At 61.5% G+C, this 17,317-nt stretch carries 20 protein-coding genes; 11 read left to right on the top strand and 9 right to left on the bottom strand.

What is annotated here, in order from left to right:
• Window positions 1-158: 158 nt before the first annotated feature.
• The 3 genes from ACTNBU_RS01830 to ACTNBU_RS01840 are packed head-to-tail and all read right to left on the bottom strand — an operon-like array spanning window position 159 to window position 2,004.
• On the bottom strand, window positions 159-776 hold the full coding sequence (locus tag ACTNBU_RS01830; protein ID WP_441030132.1) for an ABC-2 transporter permease: 618 nt from the start codon (window positions 774-776) through the stop codon (window positions 159-161).
• Window positions 773-1,624, bottom strand: a complete 852-nt coding sequence (locus ACTNBU_RS01835; RefSeq protein WP_441030134.1) for an ABC transporter ATP-binding protein — start codon at window positions 1,622-1,624, stop codon at window positions 773-775. The genes ACTNBU_RS01830 and ACTNBU_RS01835 overlap by 4 nt, the downstream gene beginning before the upstream one ends.
• Window positions 1,621-2,004, bottom strand: coding sequence for a GntR family transcriptional regulator (locus tag ACTNBU_RS01840; RefSeq protein ID WP_441030135.1), 384 nt, complete (start codon window positions 2,002-2,004; stop codon window positions 1,621-1,623). The genes ACTNBU_RS01835 and ACTNBU_RS01840 overlap by 4 nt, the downstream gene beginning before the upstream one ends.
• A gap of 231 nt (window positions 2,005-2,235) precedes the next feature.
• Here ACTNBU_RS01840 and ACTNBU_RS01845 point away from each other — a divergent pair, with 231 nt between their 5' ends.
• The 5 genes from ACTNBU_RS01845 (at window position 2,236) to ACTNBU_RS01865 (ending at window position 7,557) form a co-directional block, all read left to right on the top strand.
• Window positions 2,236-3,207 carry a leucine-rich repeat protein gene (locus ACTNBU_RS01845; protein WP_441030137.1) on the top strand — a complete coding sequence of 324 codons (972 nt, stop codon included), beginning with the start codon at window positions 2,236-2,238 and terminating at the stop codon, window positions 3,205-3,207.
• A gap of 135 nt (window positions 3,208-3,342) precedes the next feature.
• Window positions 3,343-4,707 carry a vWA domain-containing protein gene (locus tag ACTNBU_RS01850; RefSeq protein WP_441030138.1) on the top strand — a complete coding sequence of 455 codons (1,365 nt, stop codon included), beginning with the start codon at window positions 3,343-3,345 and terminating at the stop codon, window positions 4,705-4,707.
• A 35-nt stretch (window positions 4,708-4,742) separates the two neighbouring features.
• Window positions 4,743-6,272, top strand: a complete 1,530-nt coding sequence (locus ACTNBU_RS01855; RefSeq protein ID WP_441030139.1) for an ATP-binding protein — start codon at window positions 4,743-4,745, stop codon at window positions 6,270-6,272.
• Window positions 6,273-6,299: 27 nt separating this feature from the next.
• Window positions 6,300-7,076, top strand: a complete 777-nt coding sequence (locus ACTNBU_RS01860) for a threonine/serine exporter family protein (protein ID WP_441030141.1) — start codon at window positions 6,300-6,302, stop codon at window positions 7,074-7,076.
• Between the two features lie 16 nt (window positions 7,077-7,092).
• The gene (locus tag ACTNBU_RS01865; protein ID WP_441030142.1) at window positions 7,093-7,557 is read left to right on the top strand and encodes a threonine/serine exporter family protein; all 465 of its coding nucleotides are present in this window, start codon (window positions 7,093-7,095) and stop codon (window positions 7,555-7,557) included.
• Window positions 7,558-7,613: 56 nt separating this feature from the next.
• Here ACTNBU_RS01865 and ACTNBU_RS01870 read toward each other — a convergent pair whose 3' ends face one another.
• The 6 genes from ACTNBU_RS01870 to ACTNBU_RS01895 form a co-directional block, all read right to left on the bottom strand.
• Entirely contained in the window at window positions 7,614-8,690 is a 1,077-nt protein-coding gene (locus tag ACTNBU_RS01870; protein ID WP_441030143.1) for a branched-chain amino acid aminotransferase, read from the bottom strand.
• 481 nt (window positions 8,691-9,171) lie between these two features.
• On the bottom strand, window positions 9,172-9,708 hold the full coding sequence (locus ACTNBU_RS01875; RefSeq protein WP_441030145.1) for a 2-oxoacid:acceptor oxidoreductase family protein: 537 nt from the start codon (window positions 9,706-9,708) through the stop codon (window positions 9,172-9,174).
• A 1-nt stretch (window position 9,709) separates the two neighbouring features.
• On the bottom strand, window positions 9,710-10,471 hold the full coding sequence (locus ACTNBU_RS01880) for a thiamine pyrophosphate-dependent enzyme (protein WP_441030147.1): 762 nt from the start codon (window positions 10,469-10,471) through the stop codon (window positions 9,710-9,712).
• A gap of 4 nt (window positions 10,472-10,475) precedes the next feature.
• On the bottom strand, window positions 10,476-11,543 hold the full coding sequence (locus ACTNBU_RS01885) for a 3-methyl-2-oxobutanoate dehydrogenase subunit VorB (RefSeq protein ID WP_441030148.1): 1,068 nt from the start codon (window positions 11,541-11,543) through the stop codon (window positions 10,476-10,478).
• Window positions 11,544-11,560: 17 nt separating this feature from the next.
• Entirely contained in the window at window positions 11,561-11,773 is a 213-nt protein-coding gene (locus tag ACTNBU_RS01890; protein ID WP_441030150.1) for a 4Fe-4S dicluster domain-containing protein, read from the bottom strand.
• Window positions 11,770-12,495 (bottom strand): hypothetical protein, encoded by a 726-nt coding sequence (locus ACTNBU_RS01895; RefSeq protein ID WP_441030152.1) that lies wholly within the window; start codon window positions 12,493-12,495, stop codon window positions 11,770-11,772. The genes ACTNBU_RS01890 and ACTNBU_RS01895 overlap by 4 nt, the downstream gene beginning before the upstream one ends.
• Window positions 12,496-12,687: 192 nt before the next feature.
• On the opposite strand from ACTNBU_RS01895, the gene ACTNBU_RS01900 reads away from it, so the two are divergent.
• From ACTNBU_RS01900 to ACTNBU_RS01925, 6 genes are all read left to right on the top strand, one after another.
• A complete protein-coding gene (locus tag ACTNBU_RS01900) occupies window positions 12,688-13,368 on the top strand; it encodes a FadR/GntR family transcriptional regulator (protein WP_441030154.1) in 681 nt (226 codons plus the stop codon).
• A 407-nt stretch (window positions 13,369-13,775) separates the two neighbouring features.
• Window positions 13,776-14,294, top strand: coding sequence for a hypothetical protein (locus tag ACTNBU_RS01905; RefSeq protein ID WP_441030156.1), 519 nt, complete (start codon window positions 13,776-13,778; stop codon window positions 14,292-14,294).
• An 18-nt stretch (window positions 14,295-14,312) separates the two neighbouring features.
• Window positions 14,313-16,034, top strand: a complete 1,722-nt coding sequence (locus ACTNBU_RS01910) for a carbon starvation CstA family protein (protein ID WP_441030158.1) — start codon at window positions 14,313-14,315, stop codon at window positions 16,032-16,034.
• A 223-nt stretch (window positions 16,035-16,257) separates the two neighbouring features.
• Entirely contained in the window at window positions 16,258-16,449 is a 192-nt protein-coding gene (locus tag ACTNBU_RS01915; RefSeq protein ID WP_441030159.1) for a DUF1540 domain-containing protein, read from the top strand.
• Window positions 16,450-16,587: 138 nt separating this feature from the next.
• Complete coding sequence (locus ACTNBU_RS01920; RefSeq protein ID WP_441030161.1) at window positions 16,588-16,941, top strand: TSUP family transporter; 354 nt, start codon at window positions 16,588-16,590, stop codon at window positions 16,939-16,941.
• Entirely contained in the window at window positions 16,938-17,300 is a 363-nt protein-coding gene (locus tag ACTNBU_RS01925; RefSeq protein WP_441030163.1) for a TSUP family transporter, read from the top strand. The genes ACTNBU_RS01920 and ACTNBU_RS01925 overlap by 4 nt, the downstream gene beginning before the upstream one ends.
• Window positions 17,301-17,317: the final 17 nt, after the last annotated feature.

Genomic DNA, 17,317 nt, shown 5'->3' on the forward strand with positions numbered 1-17,317 from the left:
CCCCCCCCCCCCCCCCCCCCCCCCCCCCCCCCCCCCCCCCCCCGTTTTAAATGATACGGCGACCACCGAGATCTACACAACAGAACACTCGTCGGCAGCGTCAGATGTGTATAAGAGACAGGTGGATCCACGCAGCCGCCGGTCTTTTTCGCCGGACATCAGTTCTCTCTCCGTCCGTAAAATTTTACGGACAGCGGCACGGACACCGCCGTCAGCACTGCCGCGGCGATGGCAGCGATGGGCAGGACCGCCTGCCGGAACGCCATAGAGGAATATCCCTCCGACGCGGATACCGCGATGGTGCTGATGGCTCCGGCGCCGCCGCACACCAGAAAGATGATGAGGAACATGGTCAGCCGCCCCTTCTCCACGCCGAAGCGGAACAGCAGCGGCAGGGAGATGGACATGATGCCCAGGCCGCAGCATACGGACAGCAGCACCGTCGTCAGGGAGAATCCGCCGTTGACGCCCAGCAGGGAGACGGCGCACTGGATGGGCACAGAGATCACCGTGGCTCCGGCGATGCACAGCCAGCCAAACACGTACTTGCTCAGCACCAGATCCCGGGCGGAGTAGGGCATCATGGCCGCCAGCTGATCCCATTTGCTGCGCTCATCGTAAGCCATGGCGGTGTAAGGCAGCATGGCGGCATAGACGATGGCGAAGATGTTGTTGAAGGCAGAGGGAATGGCGGAGAAGATCACGATGAGAAACAGGAAGTACTTCATCTGCTTCCAGATCACGCAGGTGTCCTTTAAGAGCAGGGCTTTCATCATTTCGCTCCTTTCACGGTAAACAGGATGATATCCTCGATAGTGGCCCGCTCCAGCAGGAACCCGGCGGGCACCTCCGCCCGGCGCACCAGCGCCCGGACACCGCCGTAGCTGCCGTCCTCCCGGTACACCACTGCCTCCGGCCGCAGGCTGTCCGCCTGCTCCACCGTGCCGGTGAAGATGCCGTACGCCTCCAGCAGCCGGTCCTTTTCGTCGCAGAACAGCAGACGCCCCTGGTGGAGAAAGGCGATGTAGTCGCACAGCTTCTCCAGATCGCTGAGGATGTGGGAGGAGATGAGGATGGAGTGTTCCTCGTCCCGGGCAAACTCGGAGAAGAAGATATTCAGGATCTCATCCCGGACGATGGGGTCCAGACCGGCGGTGGCCTCGTCCAGGATCAGCAGCTTCGGGTCATGGCTCAGGGCCACGGCGATGGCCAGCTTCATCTTCATGCCCCGGGAGAAGTCCTTGAACTGCCGCTTTTCCGGCAGCTGGAACCGGTCCAGATAGGTGCCGTATTTCGCCGGGTTCCACCGGCGGTAGGTTTTGGCCATGATCTTCCCCACCTGGTCCACGTTCAGGACCTCTGGGAAGTAGGCCTCGTCCAGCACCACGCCGATGTCGTCCTTCACCGCCAGGAACTCCGGCGACGAGGCGTCCGTACCCAGCACCCGGACGGTGCCGCTGTCCGGCCGCAGGGCGTTCATGATGAGACGGATGGTGGTGGATTTTCCGGCGCCGTTCTCGCCCACCAGGCCGCAGATGGTGCCCCCCGGCACCGTCAGGCTCAAGTCCTGAATGGCGAAGTCGCCGAAGCTCTTGTTCACATGAGACAGCTCAATGGCATTCATTGCGTTTCGTCCTCCTCTGACAGGATGCGGAGCGTTTCAAGCAGCTCCTCTCGGGACAGTCCGCAGGTCCGGGCCAACTGGACCGCCGCCGACAGATGTCCCTCCAGTTCCTTCAGTTTCTGTTCCCGGATCAGGTCCAGATCCTTTTCCGCCACAAAGCAGCCCTTTCCGGCCACGGTGTACACGTAGCCCTCAGCCTCCAGCTCGTCATAGGCCCGCTTGGTGGTGATGACGGAGACCTTCAGATCCTTGGCCAGCGCCCGGATGGAGGGCAACAGCGCCCCCGCCTCCAGTTCACCGGCCACGATCTGGGCCTTCAGCTGGGTGCAGATCTGGTCGTAGATGGGTTGATCGGATGTATTTCGGATGATGATTTCCATGGATGGGTCCTCCGTTCGTACTGTACATGTACAGTATATACAGTATAAACAGTTTGTCAAGAGGGTACGGAATGTTTTTTCAGAAAATTTCCCCGGTTTCAAAAATCAGACAGATTTTTCCCGTCGTATCCCATTGAAAAAAACAGCCCGTATGATAGAATAACCGTGCCAAATGACTTTTCCACGCCTTTGATTCCGGCATTTATGGACTTTTGAGAGGAGGGAGCGCCGGTGGAGATCATCCAGGGAAACTGCAATCTGCTGCTGATCTGGCAGCCAAACGGGACCGGCGTCACCCTTCTCCGGGCGGAGACCTGGGACAGCCGGGCGGTGATCCCGGAGACCGTCGCCGGACGGCCGGTGACGGCCATCGGCCACCATGCCTTCACGCCGGGCCGGGCCGCTCCGGCGGGGGAACAGCTGCGGATCACCTGCGGCCCCGTCAGTGGCGAGCCGGACAACGCCCGCATGACAGAGCTGGTCCTGCCCCGGACGGTGGAGTCCGTGGGGGATTACGCCCTGTACAACTGCGCCGGGCTGAAGACACTGGAACTCCATGACACCGCAGTTCGGTGGGGCGGCAGCGTCTTCATGAACTGCCGCCTGCTGGATACCTTTATTCTCCATCTGGCGGATGAAAAGGCCCGGCTGCTGAGCTACTTTGCCGGAGAGCTGACCCGGGAGCTGGACGTCTCCATGACCTATCCCGACGGCTCCCGGATCCGGCTGATCTTTCCGGAATTTCTGGAATCCTATGAGGAGAACTGTCCGGCCCACCACTTCGACTACAACATCTTCGGCGCCGGGTATCCCTATCACCACTGTTTCCGGGACCGGGCGTTCTCTCCCGCCGACTTTGACGCCCTGTGGCCGGACTTTCTGAAAACAGAACACGACGGGGACTGCGCCCTGCGTCTGGCCTGGTGGCGGCTCCGTCTGCCCAGGGGTCTGGGTGATGAAGCGGCGGCACGGTATCTCGGTTACCTCCGGAGCCGTGCCGGGGACACGCTGGACTGGCTGCTGTCCCGCCGGGACATGGAGGGCTTTGCCTGGTTCCTGTCCGCCGCGCTGCCGGAAAAGCCGGTTCTGGAAGCGGCCTGCGAGCAGGCCCGTCAGCGGCGAAGCCCGGAGGCCCAGGCGCTGCTGCTGGAACAGCTCCACCGCCGCTTTCCGGCAGGCCGGAGCAAACGGTTCGCACTTTGAAAAATTAGGAATTAGAGATTAGGAATGAGGAATTGAAGGGTTCCCGCCCCGGAATATTCTGAAATTCGTCCGGCGAAGCCGGACACCGTCATTCCTAATTCCTAATTCCTCATTCCTAATTGAAAAGGACGGTCTATGGACAAACAGAAAACCCTCACCGAGATCGGTCTGGACATTCTCAATGCCGCCCGGAACGAGCTCTATCTGAACCTCCCCTATCTGGACACGGCGCTGTGCGGGCTGGCGTTCCGGCCCGGAGACGGCGTCACGGTGACGCTGGCCGCCGACGGGGAGTCGCTGTACTACGACGGCGGCTATCTCTCCGACCGGTATCTCCGGTCCCGAACCGGGATGAACCGCATCTATCTCCACGTGATCCTCCACTGTATGCTGCGGCATCTGGCGAAAAAGCAGGGAAAGATCCCGGAGCTGTGGGATCTGGCCTGCGACATCGCCGTGGAGAGCGTGCTGGACGGGCTGGACTATCCCTGTCTCGGCACCGGCAATGCCCCCCAGCTCCGGGGCAAGTGGTACGGCATCCTCCGGGAGGACATGCCGGTGCTGACGGCGGAGGGCATCTACCGCGCCCTGCTGCGGCGGGATGTGGATGAATATGAGCGCGCCCGGCTCCAGCGGGAGTTCTTCGCCGACGACCACGGCCTGTGGTGTCCCCAGAGCCGGGAGGATCAGGAGCGCAGCGACCGGCAGGACCGGAAGTGGCAGGGCGCGTCGGAGCGGACCCAGACGGGTCTGGAGACCGTTCTGGCGGGACAGGCCGTGGGCGGAGAGGCCATCTGCCAGCAGATCCGGGTGGCCAACCGGCCTTCGGTGGACTACCGGGCCTTCCTGCGGCGGTTCGCCGTGCCCCGGGAGGTCCTGGCGGTGGACGGCGACGCCTTTGACTACGGCTTCTACTCCTACGGCCTGCGGTTGTACGGCAACATGCCCCTGGTGGAGCCGCCGGAGACCAAGGAGGAAAAGCGCATCGAGGACTTCGTCATCGCCGTGGACACATCCATGTCCACCTCCGGGGAGCTGGTGCGGCGGTTTCTGGAGATCACCTATTCCATCCTCCGCAGCACCGAGACCTTCACCCGGAAGGTGAACATCCGCATTATCCAGTGCGACGATCAGGTGCGGTCTGACCAGGTGATCCGCGACCTGTCGGAGCTGAAGGAGTATATGAAGCGGTTTGAGCTGTCCGGCGGCAGCGCCACGGACTTCCGGCCCGTGTTCCGGCATGTGGCGGAATTGATGGAACAGGGCGCCTTTGCCCATCTGCGAGGCCTGCTCTACTTCACCGACGGCATGGGCATCTATCCCAAAAAGCGGCCGCCCTATGAAGTGGCCTTCGTCATGCCGGGAGAACCGGCCATGGCGGTGGAGGTGCCCCCCTGGGCCATCCGTCTGGATCTGACGGAGCCGGAGCTGGAGGATGCCGCCAACCAATCCGGCTGGGAGCCGGACGAGAGCGATCTGGCGGAGCTGCCGGAGCTGTGACCAATGTTTTCTGAGAAAGATTTGAGGATACGGGCATGAATATCAAACAGGCAAAAGAGGAAATTCAGAACACCCTGCGGGCGTATCTGACCAAGGACGAGCTGGGGAACTATCTCATCCCCTCCGTCCGCCAGCGGCCCGTGCTGCTGATGGGCCCTCCCGGCGTGGGAAAGACCCAGATCATGGAGCAGATTGCCAGGGAGATGGGCGTGGGGCTGGTGGCGTACACCATCACCCACCACACCCGCCAGAGCGCCGTGGGCCTGCCCTTCATTGAGAAGCGGGTCTACGGCGGACAGGAGTTCTCCGTCACGGAGTACACCATGAGTGAGATCCTGGCGTCGGTGTATGATCTGATGGAGCGCACCGGCCTGCGGGAGGGCATCCTGTTTCTGGACGAGATCAACTGCGTCTCCGAGACGCTGTCCCCCATGATGCTGCAATTCCTGCAATGCAAGACCTTCGGCAACCAGCGTCTGCCGGAGGGGTGGCTCATCGCCGCCGCGGGCAATCCGCCGGAGTACAACCGGTCCGTCCGGGACTTCGACGTGGTGACGCTGGACCGGGTGAAGCGCATGGACGTGGAGGCGGACTTCTCCGTCTGGAAGGAGTACGCCCGGAAGCGCGGACTCCATGGTGCCGTCATCTCCTATCTGGACATCAAGAAGGAGAACTTCTACCACATGGAGACCACCGTAGACGGCATGCAGTTCGCCACCGCCCGGGGCTGGGAGGATCTCAGCGAGCTGCTGTACGCCTATGAGAAGCTGGGCATTCCTGTCAATGCCCAGGTGGTGGGTGAGTATATCCAGCTGCCCCGCATCGCCCGGGATTTTGCTAACTACCTGGAGCTGTACTACAAATATCAGCGGACGTACCACGTGGAGGACATCCTCCGGGGCAAGTGGCCCGGCTCCACGGTTCTGGAGCTGCGGGCCGCCCCCTTTGACGAGCGGCTGGCGGTGCTGGGCCTGCTGCTGTCCCGGCTGACGGAGGCCGCCGGAAAGACCCGGCGGCAGGACGCCCTGACGGAATCCCTCCACGGGGCGCTGCTGGAGGTCCGGGACCGGGCCGATGGGACCGCCGCCCAGGCGGTGCTGGAGTCGCTGGCATCCGGGGAGCGGGACGCCCTTCGCCGTGCCGCCGACGCCGGGCAGCTGGACAAGGACCGCCGGGACGCCCGTCTGCGGGTCATCCGGGCGCTGGAGGACTATCAGCAGCGGCTGGTCCGGGAGGTCGTCCCCGACAGCGAGGCCATGGACACCCTGCGGGACTGGTTCGGCAGACAGGTGGACGCCCGGGCGGCCCTGGGCGATGAGACCGGTTCCATGTTCGACAGCGCCTTCCGGTTCCTGGAGGAGACCTTCGGGGACAGTCAGGAACTGGTGCTGTTCGTCACGGAGCTGACCGCCGGGCCGGACACCTCCTGGTTCGTGGAGAATTTCGGCTGCGACGCCTATTTCCGCCACAACAAGGAGCTGCTGTTCGACGACAGCCGCCGCCGGATCAGCGCGGACATCGCCGCGGCCCGTCAGGCGGGCGGTGCGTCCGTACCGGAAATTTGATCGTCTGATCAGAGAGGAGCGCAAGCTTTGGAGACGGAGAAGCTGCTGAATTTCTGCTGTACCATCGGCCGGGATCTGATGCAGAACGGCGCGGAGATCTTCCGGGTGGAGGAGTCCATCCAGCACATTCTGAACGCCTACGGATGCGCGGATACAGAGGTGTTCGCCATCCCCTCCTGCATCATCGTCAACATCCAGGAGGGGGAGCGGAACTACACCAAGTCCGTCCGCATCAAGACCGCCGCCAACAACCTCCGCAAGCTGGACAAGCTCAACGCCCTGTGCTGGGACATCTGCCGGGACACGCCTCCCATGGAGGAAAACCAGCGGCGGCTGGCGGAGGTCATGGCGGAGCCCCGGTATCCCCTGACGGTCAGCTATCTGGCCTATGGGCTGACGGCGTTCTTCTTCACCCTGTTCTGGGGCGGGCGGTTCACTGACGCGCTGGCGGCCTTTCCCTGCGGACTCATCATCAAATGGACGCTGTCCTCCATGGGACGGGTCCGGGCCAATGTCTTTTTCACCAATCTGCTGGCCGGTATGCTCATGGCTTTGCCGCCGCTGCTGCTTCTCCGCTGGGGTGTTGGGATCGATGCGGACAAGTGCATCATCGGCGCCATGATGCTGCTGGTGCCGGGGATCGCCATCACCAACGTCATCCGGGACGTTCTGGCGGGCGACTTCCTGACGGCAGTCACCCGTCTGGCGGAAGTGCTGATCGTAGGCTTTGGCATCGCCGTGGGCGTGGCGCTGGCGATTACCGCTGTGCGGTTCGCCCTTCCGGCGGCCGCCGGCCTGGCATGAAGGGAGGGAACTCTCTGTGCTGAAAACCTTTCTGCCCTGTCTCTGGGCATTTCTGGCCTGTCTGACCTTCTGCTTTGTGTTCGAGCTGCGGCGGTGGCGGTTCATCCTGGCTGCCAGCTTCACCGGGGCAATGGGTTGGCTGGTGTATCTTCTTCCGGACAATTGGGGCAGCGTGGCCCGCTTCCTGACCGCCACCGTGGTGGTGGCGGTGCTGTCGGAGATCTTCGCCCGCATCCTGAAAACCCCCGCCACCATCTTCCTGATCATCGGCATCATCCCCATGGTGCCCGGCGGCGGCATCTACTACACCCTGGAGGCTCTCATCAACGGGGATATGCCTCTGTTCGTCCAGCGGGGCATGGAGACGGCGGCTTCCGCCGGAGCCATTGCCGTGGGCTGCTCCCTGGTGAGCAGCGTGGCCCGCATCATCGCCCTGCTGCGGCGGGAGCGGGAGAACAGGCAAAACCGAAACACGATATAAAAAAGACCCGCCGCGAAACGCGGCGGGTCCTCTGTATTCGGTATCCGGTTTTACGCTCAGCCCTCGCAGACGGGAACGATCCAGCCCTTGGTGTCGGGCAGCTTGCCCCACTGCATGCCGGTCATGGTATCGTACAGCTTCTGGGTGACGGGGCCGATCTTGCCCTCGGAGATGAAGACCTTGTCGCCCTTCCAGTCCAGCTCCTTGACGGGAGAGACAACAGCGGCGGTGCCGGTGCCGAAGACCTCTTCCAGCTTGCCCTCGTGGCCGGCCTTCATGACGTCCTCGATGGCCAGCTTGCCCTCGATGACCTCATAGCCCCAGTCACGCAGCAGCTCAATGCAGCTGCGGCGAGTGACGCCGGGCAGCACGGTGCCGTTGCAGGCGGCGGTGTAGATCTTGCCGTCGATCTTGAACATGATGTTCATGCTGCCGACTTCCTCAACGTACTTCTTCTCCACGCCGTCCAGCCACAGCACCTGGGCGAAGCCCTGCTCCTCGGCCATCTCGCCGGCCTTGATGGAGGCAGCGTAGTTGCCGCCGCACTTGGTGAAGCCAGTCAGGCCAGGAGCGGCGCGGATGTACTCATCCTCGACATAGATCTTCACGGGGTTGATGCCCTCGGCATAGTAGGCGCCGGAGGGAGCGCAGATGATGCAGAAGGTGTACTTCTTGCTGGCGTGGACGCCCAGACCCACGTCGGTGGCGAACACGAAGGGACGGATGTACAGGGAGGCGCCGTCAGAGTGGGGCACCCAGTCCTTCTCCACTTCCACCAGGGCCTTCACGGCCTGAATGTAGTCCTCCACGGGGATCTGGGGGATACACAGACGGTCAGAGGAGTCCTGCATACGCTGGGCATTGCACTCCGGACGGAACAGCTGGATCTTGTTGTCCGCGGTGCGGTAGGCCTTCATGCCCTCAAAGATCTCCTGCGCATAGTGGAACACCACGCAGGCGGGATCCAGAGCAAAGGGGGCATAGGGGACGATGCGGGCGTCGTGCCAGCCCTGTCCCTTGTCATAGTCCATCAGGAACATATGATCGCTGAAGATCTTGCCGAATCCCAGCTTGCTCTCGTCGGCGGGCTTCGTCTTCGGCGCGGTGGTCTTGGTGATTTTGATGTCCAACATGTGAATACGCTCTCCTTTAAAATATAATGATGAATTTCTCTCTTCGTCCCACAAAAAAAGCTCCCGCCATATCCTGTTCTCCAGGAGAGGCGAAAGCTGAACTTCCGTGGTACCACTCTCGTTGGCGCGCCGGCGCGGCCGCTCGAATGCCCCTGTATCGGGAGGCGCCCGATCCGGTCTACTGGGGAACATGGTTCCCGTTGGGCGGACTGCTCACGGGTGAGATCCCACAGAAGCCGCTCTGCTGCCTCGCACCGTAACGGCAGCTCTCTGAGAGGGCGGACCCTTCCGGGACATGTCCCGTTCATTGCATCAACGATATACCCCTTTTATACGCCCGCAAGCCGGCAAAGTCAACTGTTTTTTTGCGGTGCGGCAAAAATTTGGGGATTTTTGCCCGAAAATCGCCGTTCCAAACGCGCAGACGCCGCCGGGCCGGAAGCTCTTCCAGTCCGGCCCGGCGCGGTCTTTTCATCCGTGTCTATTGGGCGCAGGCGATACCCGCCTCCAGCGCCTTCATATTCAGGGGCACCAGTTTTGCCTTGGGTCCGGTGAACATGTGCTCGATCATGGCCCGGACGGTCTCCGGCTTCAGCGCGCCGGTGGCGCCGATATAGGCGCCCAGCATCACCATGTTGCCCACCTTGGGGTTGCCGATCTCATAGGCGATCTCCGCGCAGGGGACGTATTCCACCTTCAGGTCAGGCCGCTCCACCCGGTCCTTCACCACGGAGCTGTTGACGAACACCAGTCCGCCGGACTTCACCATAGGGACGAACTTCTCCAGGGAGGGTGCGTTCATGGCGATGAGCTCCGTGGGATAGGTGAACAGCGGAGAGCCCACGGGCTTTGTGGACAGCACCACGTGGCAGTTGGCGGTGCCGCCCCGCATCTCGGGGCCGTAGGACGGCGCCCAGGTGACCTCCAGGCCCTCGGCCATACCCGCCTCCACCAGATTCTTGCCGATGGCCATGACGCCCTGTCCGCCGAAGCCGGAAATGATGATCTCCTTTTTCATCTTATTTCACCTCCGCAGCTTCCTCCGCACCGACGTCCTTGATGACGCCCAGCGGATAGTAGGGCACCATGTTGTCCAGCAGCCACTGGCGGGCCTTCAACGGGGTCATGCCCCAGTTGGTGGGACAGGTGGACAGCACCTCCACAAAGGTGAAGCCCTCTCCCGCCAGCTGCTTCTGGAACGCCTTCTTGATGGCGGCCTTTGCCTTGTTCAGATGGGGGATGTCGGTGACGCAGACCCGTTCGGCGTAGACGCAGCCGTCCAGAGTGGACAGCATCTCCGCCACCCGGATGGGCATGCCCGCCTGCTCCCGGGTACGGCCCAGGGGGGACGTGGTAGTCCGCTGACCGATCAGGGTGGTGGGAGCCATCTGGCCGCCGGTCATGCCGTAGATGGCGTTGTTGACAAAAATGGTGGTAAACTTCTCACCCCGCATGGCGGCGTGGACAATCTCGCCGGCGCCGATGGAAGCCAGGTCGCCGTCGCCCTGATAGGTGAACACCGGCGTGTTGGGATGGGTCCGCTTGATGCCGGTGGCCACCGCCGGAGCACGGCCGTGGGCGGCCTCCAGCATATCGCAGGCGAAGTAGTTGTAGGCGAACACAGAGCAGCCCACGGGGCAGACGCCGATGGTCTCGTCGATGATGCCCAGCTCCTCCATGACTTCTGCCACCAGCTTGTGAATGATGCCGTGATTGCATCCAGGGCAGTAGTGCAGCTCCTTATCCGTCAGTCCCTTGGACTTCTGATATACGATGGCCATAGGTTCACGCCTCCTTCAGCGCCGCCTTGGCGGCTTCCACGATCTCCTCCACGCTGGGGATGGCGCCGCCGGCGCGGCCGACGAAGCGGATGGGCTTCTGTCCCTCCACGGCCAGACGGACGTCGTCCAGCATCTGACCGGAGGAGCTGAGCTCCACATCCAGGATGACCTTCACGTGGTCCTCTCCCGCCAGATCATGCAGTGCCTTCTCCGGGAAGGGCCACAGGGTGATGGGACGGAACAGTCCGGCTTTGATCCCCTCCTCCCGCAGCAGCTCCAGCGCGGTGAGGGCGATGCGGGCGGGGGTGCCGTAGGCGGTGATGACCAGTTCGGCGTCCTCGCAGTCCCGCTCCTCCCAGCGGACCTCGTTTTTCTTCATTGCCTGATACTTCTCCTCCAGATGCACGTTGTGATGGTCGCATTCATCCGGGTCGATGTACAGGGAGTTGATGATATTGGTGTGGTCCCGGCCATGGCGGCCGGAGGCGGCCCAGTCCTTGGGCGGCAGGTCCCGCTTGGGCACCTCATGCCAGACGATGGGCTCCATCATCTGGCCGATGAGGCCGTCTGCCAGGACCACCACCGGGTTGCGGTACTGGTCGGCGATGTCGAAGGCCTCCTGAACGAAGTCCACCGCCTCCTGGACGTTGGAAGGCGCCAGCACCACCGTGCGGTAGTCGCCGTTGCCGCCGCCCCGGGTGGCCTGATAGTAGTCGCCCTGGCCGGGCTGGATGGTACCCAGGCCCGGTCCGCCCCGCATGCAGTTGACGATGACCGCCGGCAGCTCCGCGCCGGCCAGGTAGGTGATGCCTTCCTGCTTCAGGCTGATGCCTGGGGAAGACGAGGAGGTCATGGCCCGCATACCGGAGCCCGCGGCGCCGTACACCATGTTGATGGCGGCCAACTCCGACTCGGACTGGACGAAGATCCTGCCATGTTCCGCCATGTGCAGGGACATGTACTCCGGCACCTCGCTCTGGGGGGTAATGGGATAGCCGAAATAGGCGTCGCAGCCCGCCCGGATGGCGGCCTCCGCGATGGCTTCATTTCCTTTCCAAAGTTCTTTCTCCACGGATACACATCCTCCTTTCAGAATCTCTCCACGGTGATGACGGAGTCGGGACAGATCTTCGCGCAGCTGGCGCAGGCGACGCACTGGGTGATATCGGTGACGTGGGCGGGGTGATAGCCCTTGTGGTTGATGGCGTCCTGGTCGATGGCCACGATGTGCTTCGGACAGACGGCAGTGCAGAGTTCGCACCCCTTACAGCGGTCGGAATCAAAGGTAATTTTTGCAGTCATACCTGAGGTCCTCCTTCCCTTTTGCCGGTGGGGAGCACTTCCCACGGCTTTTTCATTCGGATGGTAATGGGATACACCGGCGCGTCCCAGCCGTCCAGCTGGGCGGCCACGCCCTCCTCCGCCACATGGCACAGGACGGGCAGCCTCGTCTCCCGGGACAGCTCCTCCGCCAGACGGGCTCCCTTGCGGACCTCCTCCGGCGTGGTCTCCCCGCATAGGTGGGTGTTGTTGACGATGCCGCCGCACCGCAGGCCCGTGACAGCCTCGATGCCCCGGAGACAGGCAAGGGCCCGCTCCGGCGTCCGGACCTCCGGCCGGTTGGCGTTGGAGACGAAGATCATCTGATAGTCCTCCCGGAGGATCTGGGGCTGGAACCGGGCCAGCACCCGGGCGCCGTCCGGGTCGCCGCCGATGTCCAGCACGCCCCGGCAGGTCTGGTCCTGAAAGACCGTCAGCAGCTCCGCCGGAAGGGCGGGGACGTCCGCGTCGGAACACGCCTGGGAGGAGGTAATGACCTGTACGCCGGCGGCTGTCAGTTCCCGCTTCCGTTCACGGGACCGGAAATAGGGGTTCACGATGTCTAGGTCCGCCAGGCGGACCTTCTCCCCGGCTTCCGCCAGATCAAGCGCCAGATTTACGGAAAATTCCGTCTTTCCTGTGCCGTAGTGTCCGGTGATGATCAGCAGACGGTGGAGTGTGATCTGCGCTCCGTGGAGCCTCATACCCGTTGTCCCCCCTTTCTGTCCGTTTTCGGAAAATTATATTGTATTACTAATTTATATGTTGTATGATGTCATTGTATAGTAATCGAAGTAATATGTCAATTGACATCTTGTACTTTTTGACAAAATCGTTTATATTTAAAATGACGAAGGGAATTGCGTGCGACGCGCGGAATACGGAGGGATATCACAATGAGCGAAACGAAGAAAATCAAGCTGTCGGAGCGGACGGCAGACCGCCTGTATGAGATGATCGCGGAGGAGAAGATCTATCCTCCCGGCAGCAAGCTGCCCAATGAGAATGAGCTGTCCCTGGCGCTGAATGTCAGCCGCACCACCCTTCGGGAGGCCATCTCCTTTTTGGTGGCCCAGGGCGTTCTGGAGATCCGCCGGGGCAAGGGCACCTTTGTCTCCCCGGACCTGCCGGAGGAGGCGGTGGATCTGTCGGTGCTGCAGACCATGCACTCCCGGGTCCGGGCCAAGGACCTGTTTGAGATGCGGCTGATTTTTGAGCCGGCCACCGTGGCGCTGGCCTGCCGCCGGGCCAGCGACGAGGAGCTGGAGGTCATCCGGAAGAAGGCCCTGCGGGTGGAGACCACCGCAGCTCAGGGAGGAGACTGGGCTTTGGCGGACCAGGAGTTCCACCTGGCGCTCATCAAGGCGTCCCACAATGAGTACATGCGGCGGCTGTATCCCATCATCAACAGCGCCGTCAACGAGATCATGCAGATCTCCCAGAGCCGGAAGATGATGCAGGACATCGCCCTGCAGGATAACCGGCTGATCCTGGAGTTCCTGCTGGCCCGGGACAGCGACGGCGCCAGCTACGCCATGAGCATCCATATGAAGCATCTCATCCAGACTCTGGATTGAGCCTTCCGGCGTCCGTCTCCCCTTTTACATCCAAAAATCGCATTCAAAGCGGAAATGCGCCCTTTTCAGCCCCCGCCGGACCCATCCGCGCGGGGGCCTTGTCTCATCCTGTCGGACATCGTCACGCGTTGTCTGCTATTCACCAGTGATGTCTTTGGTTAGAAAACACAAAAAACTTAAAAATCTTTTAGCATTTCAACGGAATCATTTGTTTGAGTTATACGATTTCGTTGCTGAAATAAACAATTATTTTTGGCTTATTCACAAATTGTACACAAATTTGGAAAGACCCCCTTAACAAATTCGTCGAAAGCGTGTATAATAACGAAATGTGAACGCCCAGATTTTTGTGGTGTTTTTATAAAAAGCAGATGTCTCCGAAGGAAGGGCAGGCAGGGAACTGATTTATGGATATGACCATGCAGGAGCGGCTGGACAAGCTGCTGAACGCATATTCCCATCATTACGACATCGCACGGGAAGTAACGGTGGACGGCGGTTCTTTTCCCGCCACGGCTTTCTTCTTTCTCCGGGATGAGAACTATCTTCTCAGCAAGAAGCATGTGCTCAGCGCCGTGGAGAATCACGAATACGTCTATTTCTATCTGACAGAGCATCTGGACGCGCAGGAAGCGCAGAAGCAGATCTATCTGTCCATGAAGGCGGGCATGAGCAACGTCAAGCCCCACAAGGAGCACATGTCCTCCTTTGTCACACTGGTGATCCTGGCGGACACCATCGATCCGGAGGCAAAGGCCCTCATCAAAAAGACCCGCTTCCGCAAATACTTTCGGCTGGCACTCCATGGCTGGATGGAGTATCACATAGCAGCAATGGAAATCTCGACAAACAGCTTCCTTTCCAATCCAGCCGGCAAGGAAGCGCGCAAGCTCCTGGAGAGGAACTTCCCCTCCGGGGAAAAATAAGAAGGGAGAGTATATCTAATGAATGGCTTAGTACTGCTCATCATTGGCGTTGCGCTGCTGGCCTGCGGTTACATTTTCTATGGCCGCTGGCTGTGCAAGCAGTGGGGCGTCGGTGAAACCAACGAAGCTACCCCCGCTCATACCATGGAAGATGGTATCGACTATGTTCCCGCTCCGGCCCCCGTCCTGATGGGCCACCACTTCTCCTCCATCGCCGGCGCCGGCCCCATCACCGGCCCCATCAGCGCTGCTGGTCTGGGCTTCGGCTGGCTGGCCTGCATGCTGTGGATCGTCATCGGCGGCATCTTCGTCGGCGGCGTCCATGACTTCGGCGCCCTGTTCGCCTCCGTCCGTCACGGCGGCCGCTCCATCGGCGAGATCATCTCCGCCAACATGAGCAAGCGCGCCAAGCGTCTGTTCATCATCTTCGCTTACCTGACCCTGATCCTGGTCGTGGCCGCCTTCGCCTCCATCGTGGCCGGCACCTTCGGTGCCACCTATGTGGACGGCGCTCTGGATGTTGCCGCTTCCACCAGCCAGGCCCGCGTTGCCATGGTGTCCATCCTGTTCATTCTGATCGCCATCGTCTTCGGCTTCTGCGTCTATCGCCGCAACGCTCCCATGAGCGTCGCCTCCGTGGTGGGTGTCGTCGCCATCGTGGCCATCATCGCCATCGGCATGAACTTCCATCCCATCTATCTGTCCTCCAGCACCTGGATGTACATCGTTGGTCTGTACATCGTCATCGCTTCCGTCACTCCCGTGTGGATCCTGCTGCAGCCCCGTGACTATCTGTCCTCCTTCCTGCTGTACGCCATGCTGGCTCTGGCTGTGGTGGCCGTGTTTATGGCCCATCCCTCCATGGACAGCCTGCCCGTGATCCAGTCCGCGGAGTCCACTTCCCCCGTGTTCCCCGTGCTGTTCACCACCATCGCCTGCGGCGCCTGCTCCGGCTTCCACTCTCTGGTGTCCTCCGGCACCACTGCCAAGCAGCTGGATAAGGAAAAGGATGCCCGTCCCATCGCTTACGGCGGCATGCTGCTGGAGTGCGTCCTGGCCATCCTGACCCTGTGCGCTGTTGCTTATGCTTACAGCTGGAACGCTGCCAACCCCGATTCCGCTCTGAAGGGCGCTACCGCCATCTTCGGCGGCGGCATCGCCGGCATGATCGATCCCAGCCGCGGCGCCACCTATGACATTCTGTACACTCTGCTGGTCCTGACCTACTCCGCTTTCTGCCTGACCTCTCTGGATACCGCCACCCGTCTGGCCCGTTTCATGTTCCAGGAGTTCTGGCTGGACGGCTCCAAGGGTGAGACTCCCGAGAACGTCACCGGCTACAAGAAGGTCCTGACCAATCCCCTGGTTGCCACTCTCATCACCGTGGTCCTGGGTATCGCCCTCGGCATGCACGGCTATGCCAAGATCTGGGCGCTGTTCGGCTCCGCCAACCAGCTGCTGGCTGCTCTGGGCCTGCTGGCTGTGGCTACCTGGCTGGGCAACATCGGCAAGAACAACAAGATGTTCCTCATCCCCATGGCCTTCATGCTGTGCGTCACCATCGCCTCTCTGATCATCAACACCATCCAGCAGGCCGGTAAGATCTCTGCCGGCGGTGCTGACTGGGGCGCTTATGCGCAGGTCATCCTGGGCGTTCTGCTGGTGGTCCTGGCTGTCATTCTGGCCATTGAGGGCATTGCTACCATCGGCAATCAGCGCAAGAAGGCTGCTGCGAAGTAAGCAGTCCCCTCTGTGTCAAACGGCAGAGTTTTGCCAGTCTCCGCTGTTGTGAAGACACCCCGCTCCTTGGGAGCGGGGTGTCTTTTTTTGCGCGGGACCGGAGCTGTTCTTCTGTCGGTTTTGGAAATTTTTCGTTGAAAAGGGCGGGTACATATTTTTCGGACGGCAGCGCACAATAGAGTGCGGCGAAAGCCAACATTTCATCGTCAGGAGGAATTGAATCATGGCCATCGATAAGACCAATGACGGCTGCACCTGCACCCCCAACCAGAGCATCAAATGCACCGTCACCAGCTGCGCCAACCACTGCCAGGACACCGATTACTGCGGCCTGAACAGCATCACCGTGGGCACCCACGAGACCAATCCCACGCAGGTCCAGTGCACCGACTGCGAGAGCTTTAAGCTGAAGTAACGGCTGCACAGGAGGGGCGTGGCTCCGTTGCTTTCCGCTGTCTGCGGCGGCTGCCCTCTCGGCGAGGGAGCCGCCCCTCCGTCTGCTCTTCCGGCTGTCGGGGCGCCCGATTTACATATTCCAGAGAGGGGGCCTTTTATGACATCACCCTGGCGGGCACGGATCGCCGGTGCGGCGGCGGGGCTGGCCAACGGCCTGTTCGGCGGCGGGGGCGGCATGGTCTTTCTGCCGCTGATGAGCCGCGAGAAGGCATTGGACCGCCGCCAGCTGTTTGCCACCTGCGTGGGCGTCATCTTTCCGGTGTGCGCAGTCTCCGCCGCCGTCTATTTCCTGCGGGCGAAGCTGTCGCTGACAGAGGCCCTGCCCTATCTTCTGGGCGGACTGGCCGGGGGATGGCTGGGGGGAAAACTGTACGGAAAGGTCTCCACCAAAGTGCTGAAGTGGGTCTTTGCCGGCTTCCTCTTTTACGCGGGGGTGAAGTATCTGCTGTGAGCTGGCTGCTATCCTTTCTCTGCGGACTGGCGGCGGGCACCATCTCCGCCTGGGGCGTGGGCGGCGGAACGCTGCTTCTGCTGGTGATGACCCTGTTTCTGAACGTGGACCAGCGGACGGCTCAGGGCATCAACCTGCTGTTTTTTCTGCCCACCGCCGCCTCTGCACTGCTGTGCCACTGGAAAAATGGCTATCTTCACAAGCCCACGCTAAAAGCCGCTATCCCGGCGGCGGTCATCGCCGCCCTGCTGGGTGCCTGGGCCGCCACCAGTCTGGATGTGGATGTGCTGCGGAGGCCCTTCGGTGTGTATCTGCTGCTGTCCGGTGTGCTGCTGCTGTGGCCGAAGCGAGAAAACTGACCTGTCCGTGGGACAGG

Origin of the sequence: Dysosmobacter sp. HCP28S3_G4 (assembly GCF_052065175.1) — a bacterium.
In the GTDB taxonomy this organism is placed as follows: Bacteria; Bacillota; Clostridia; order Oscillospirales; family Oscillospiraceae; genus Oscillibacter.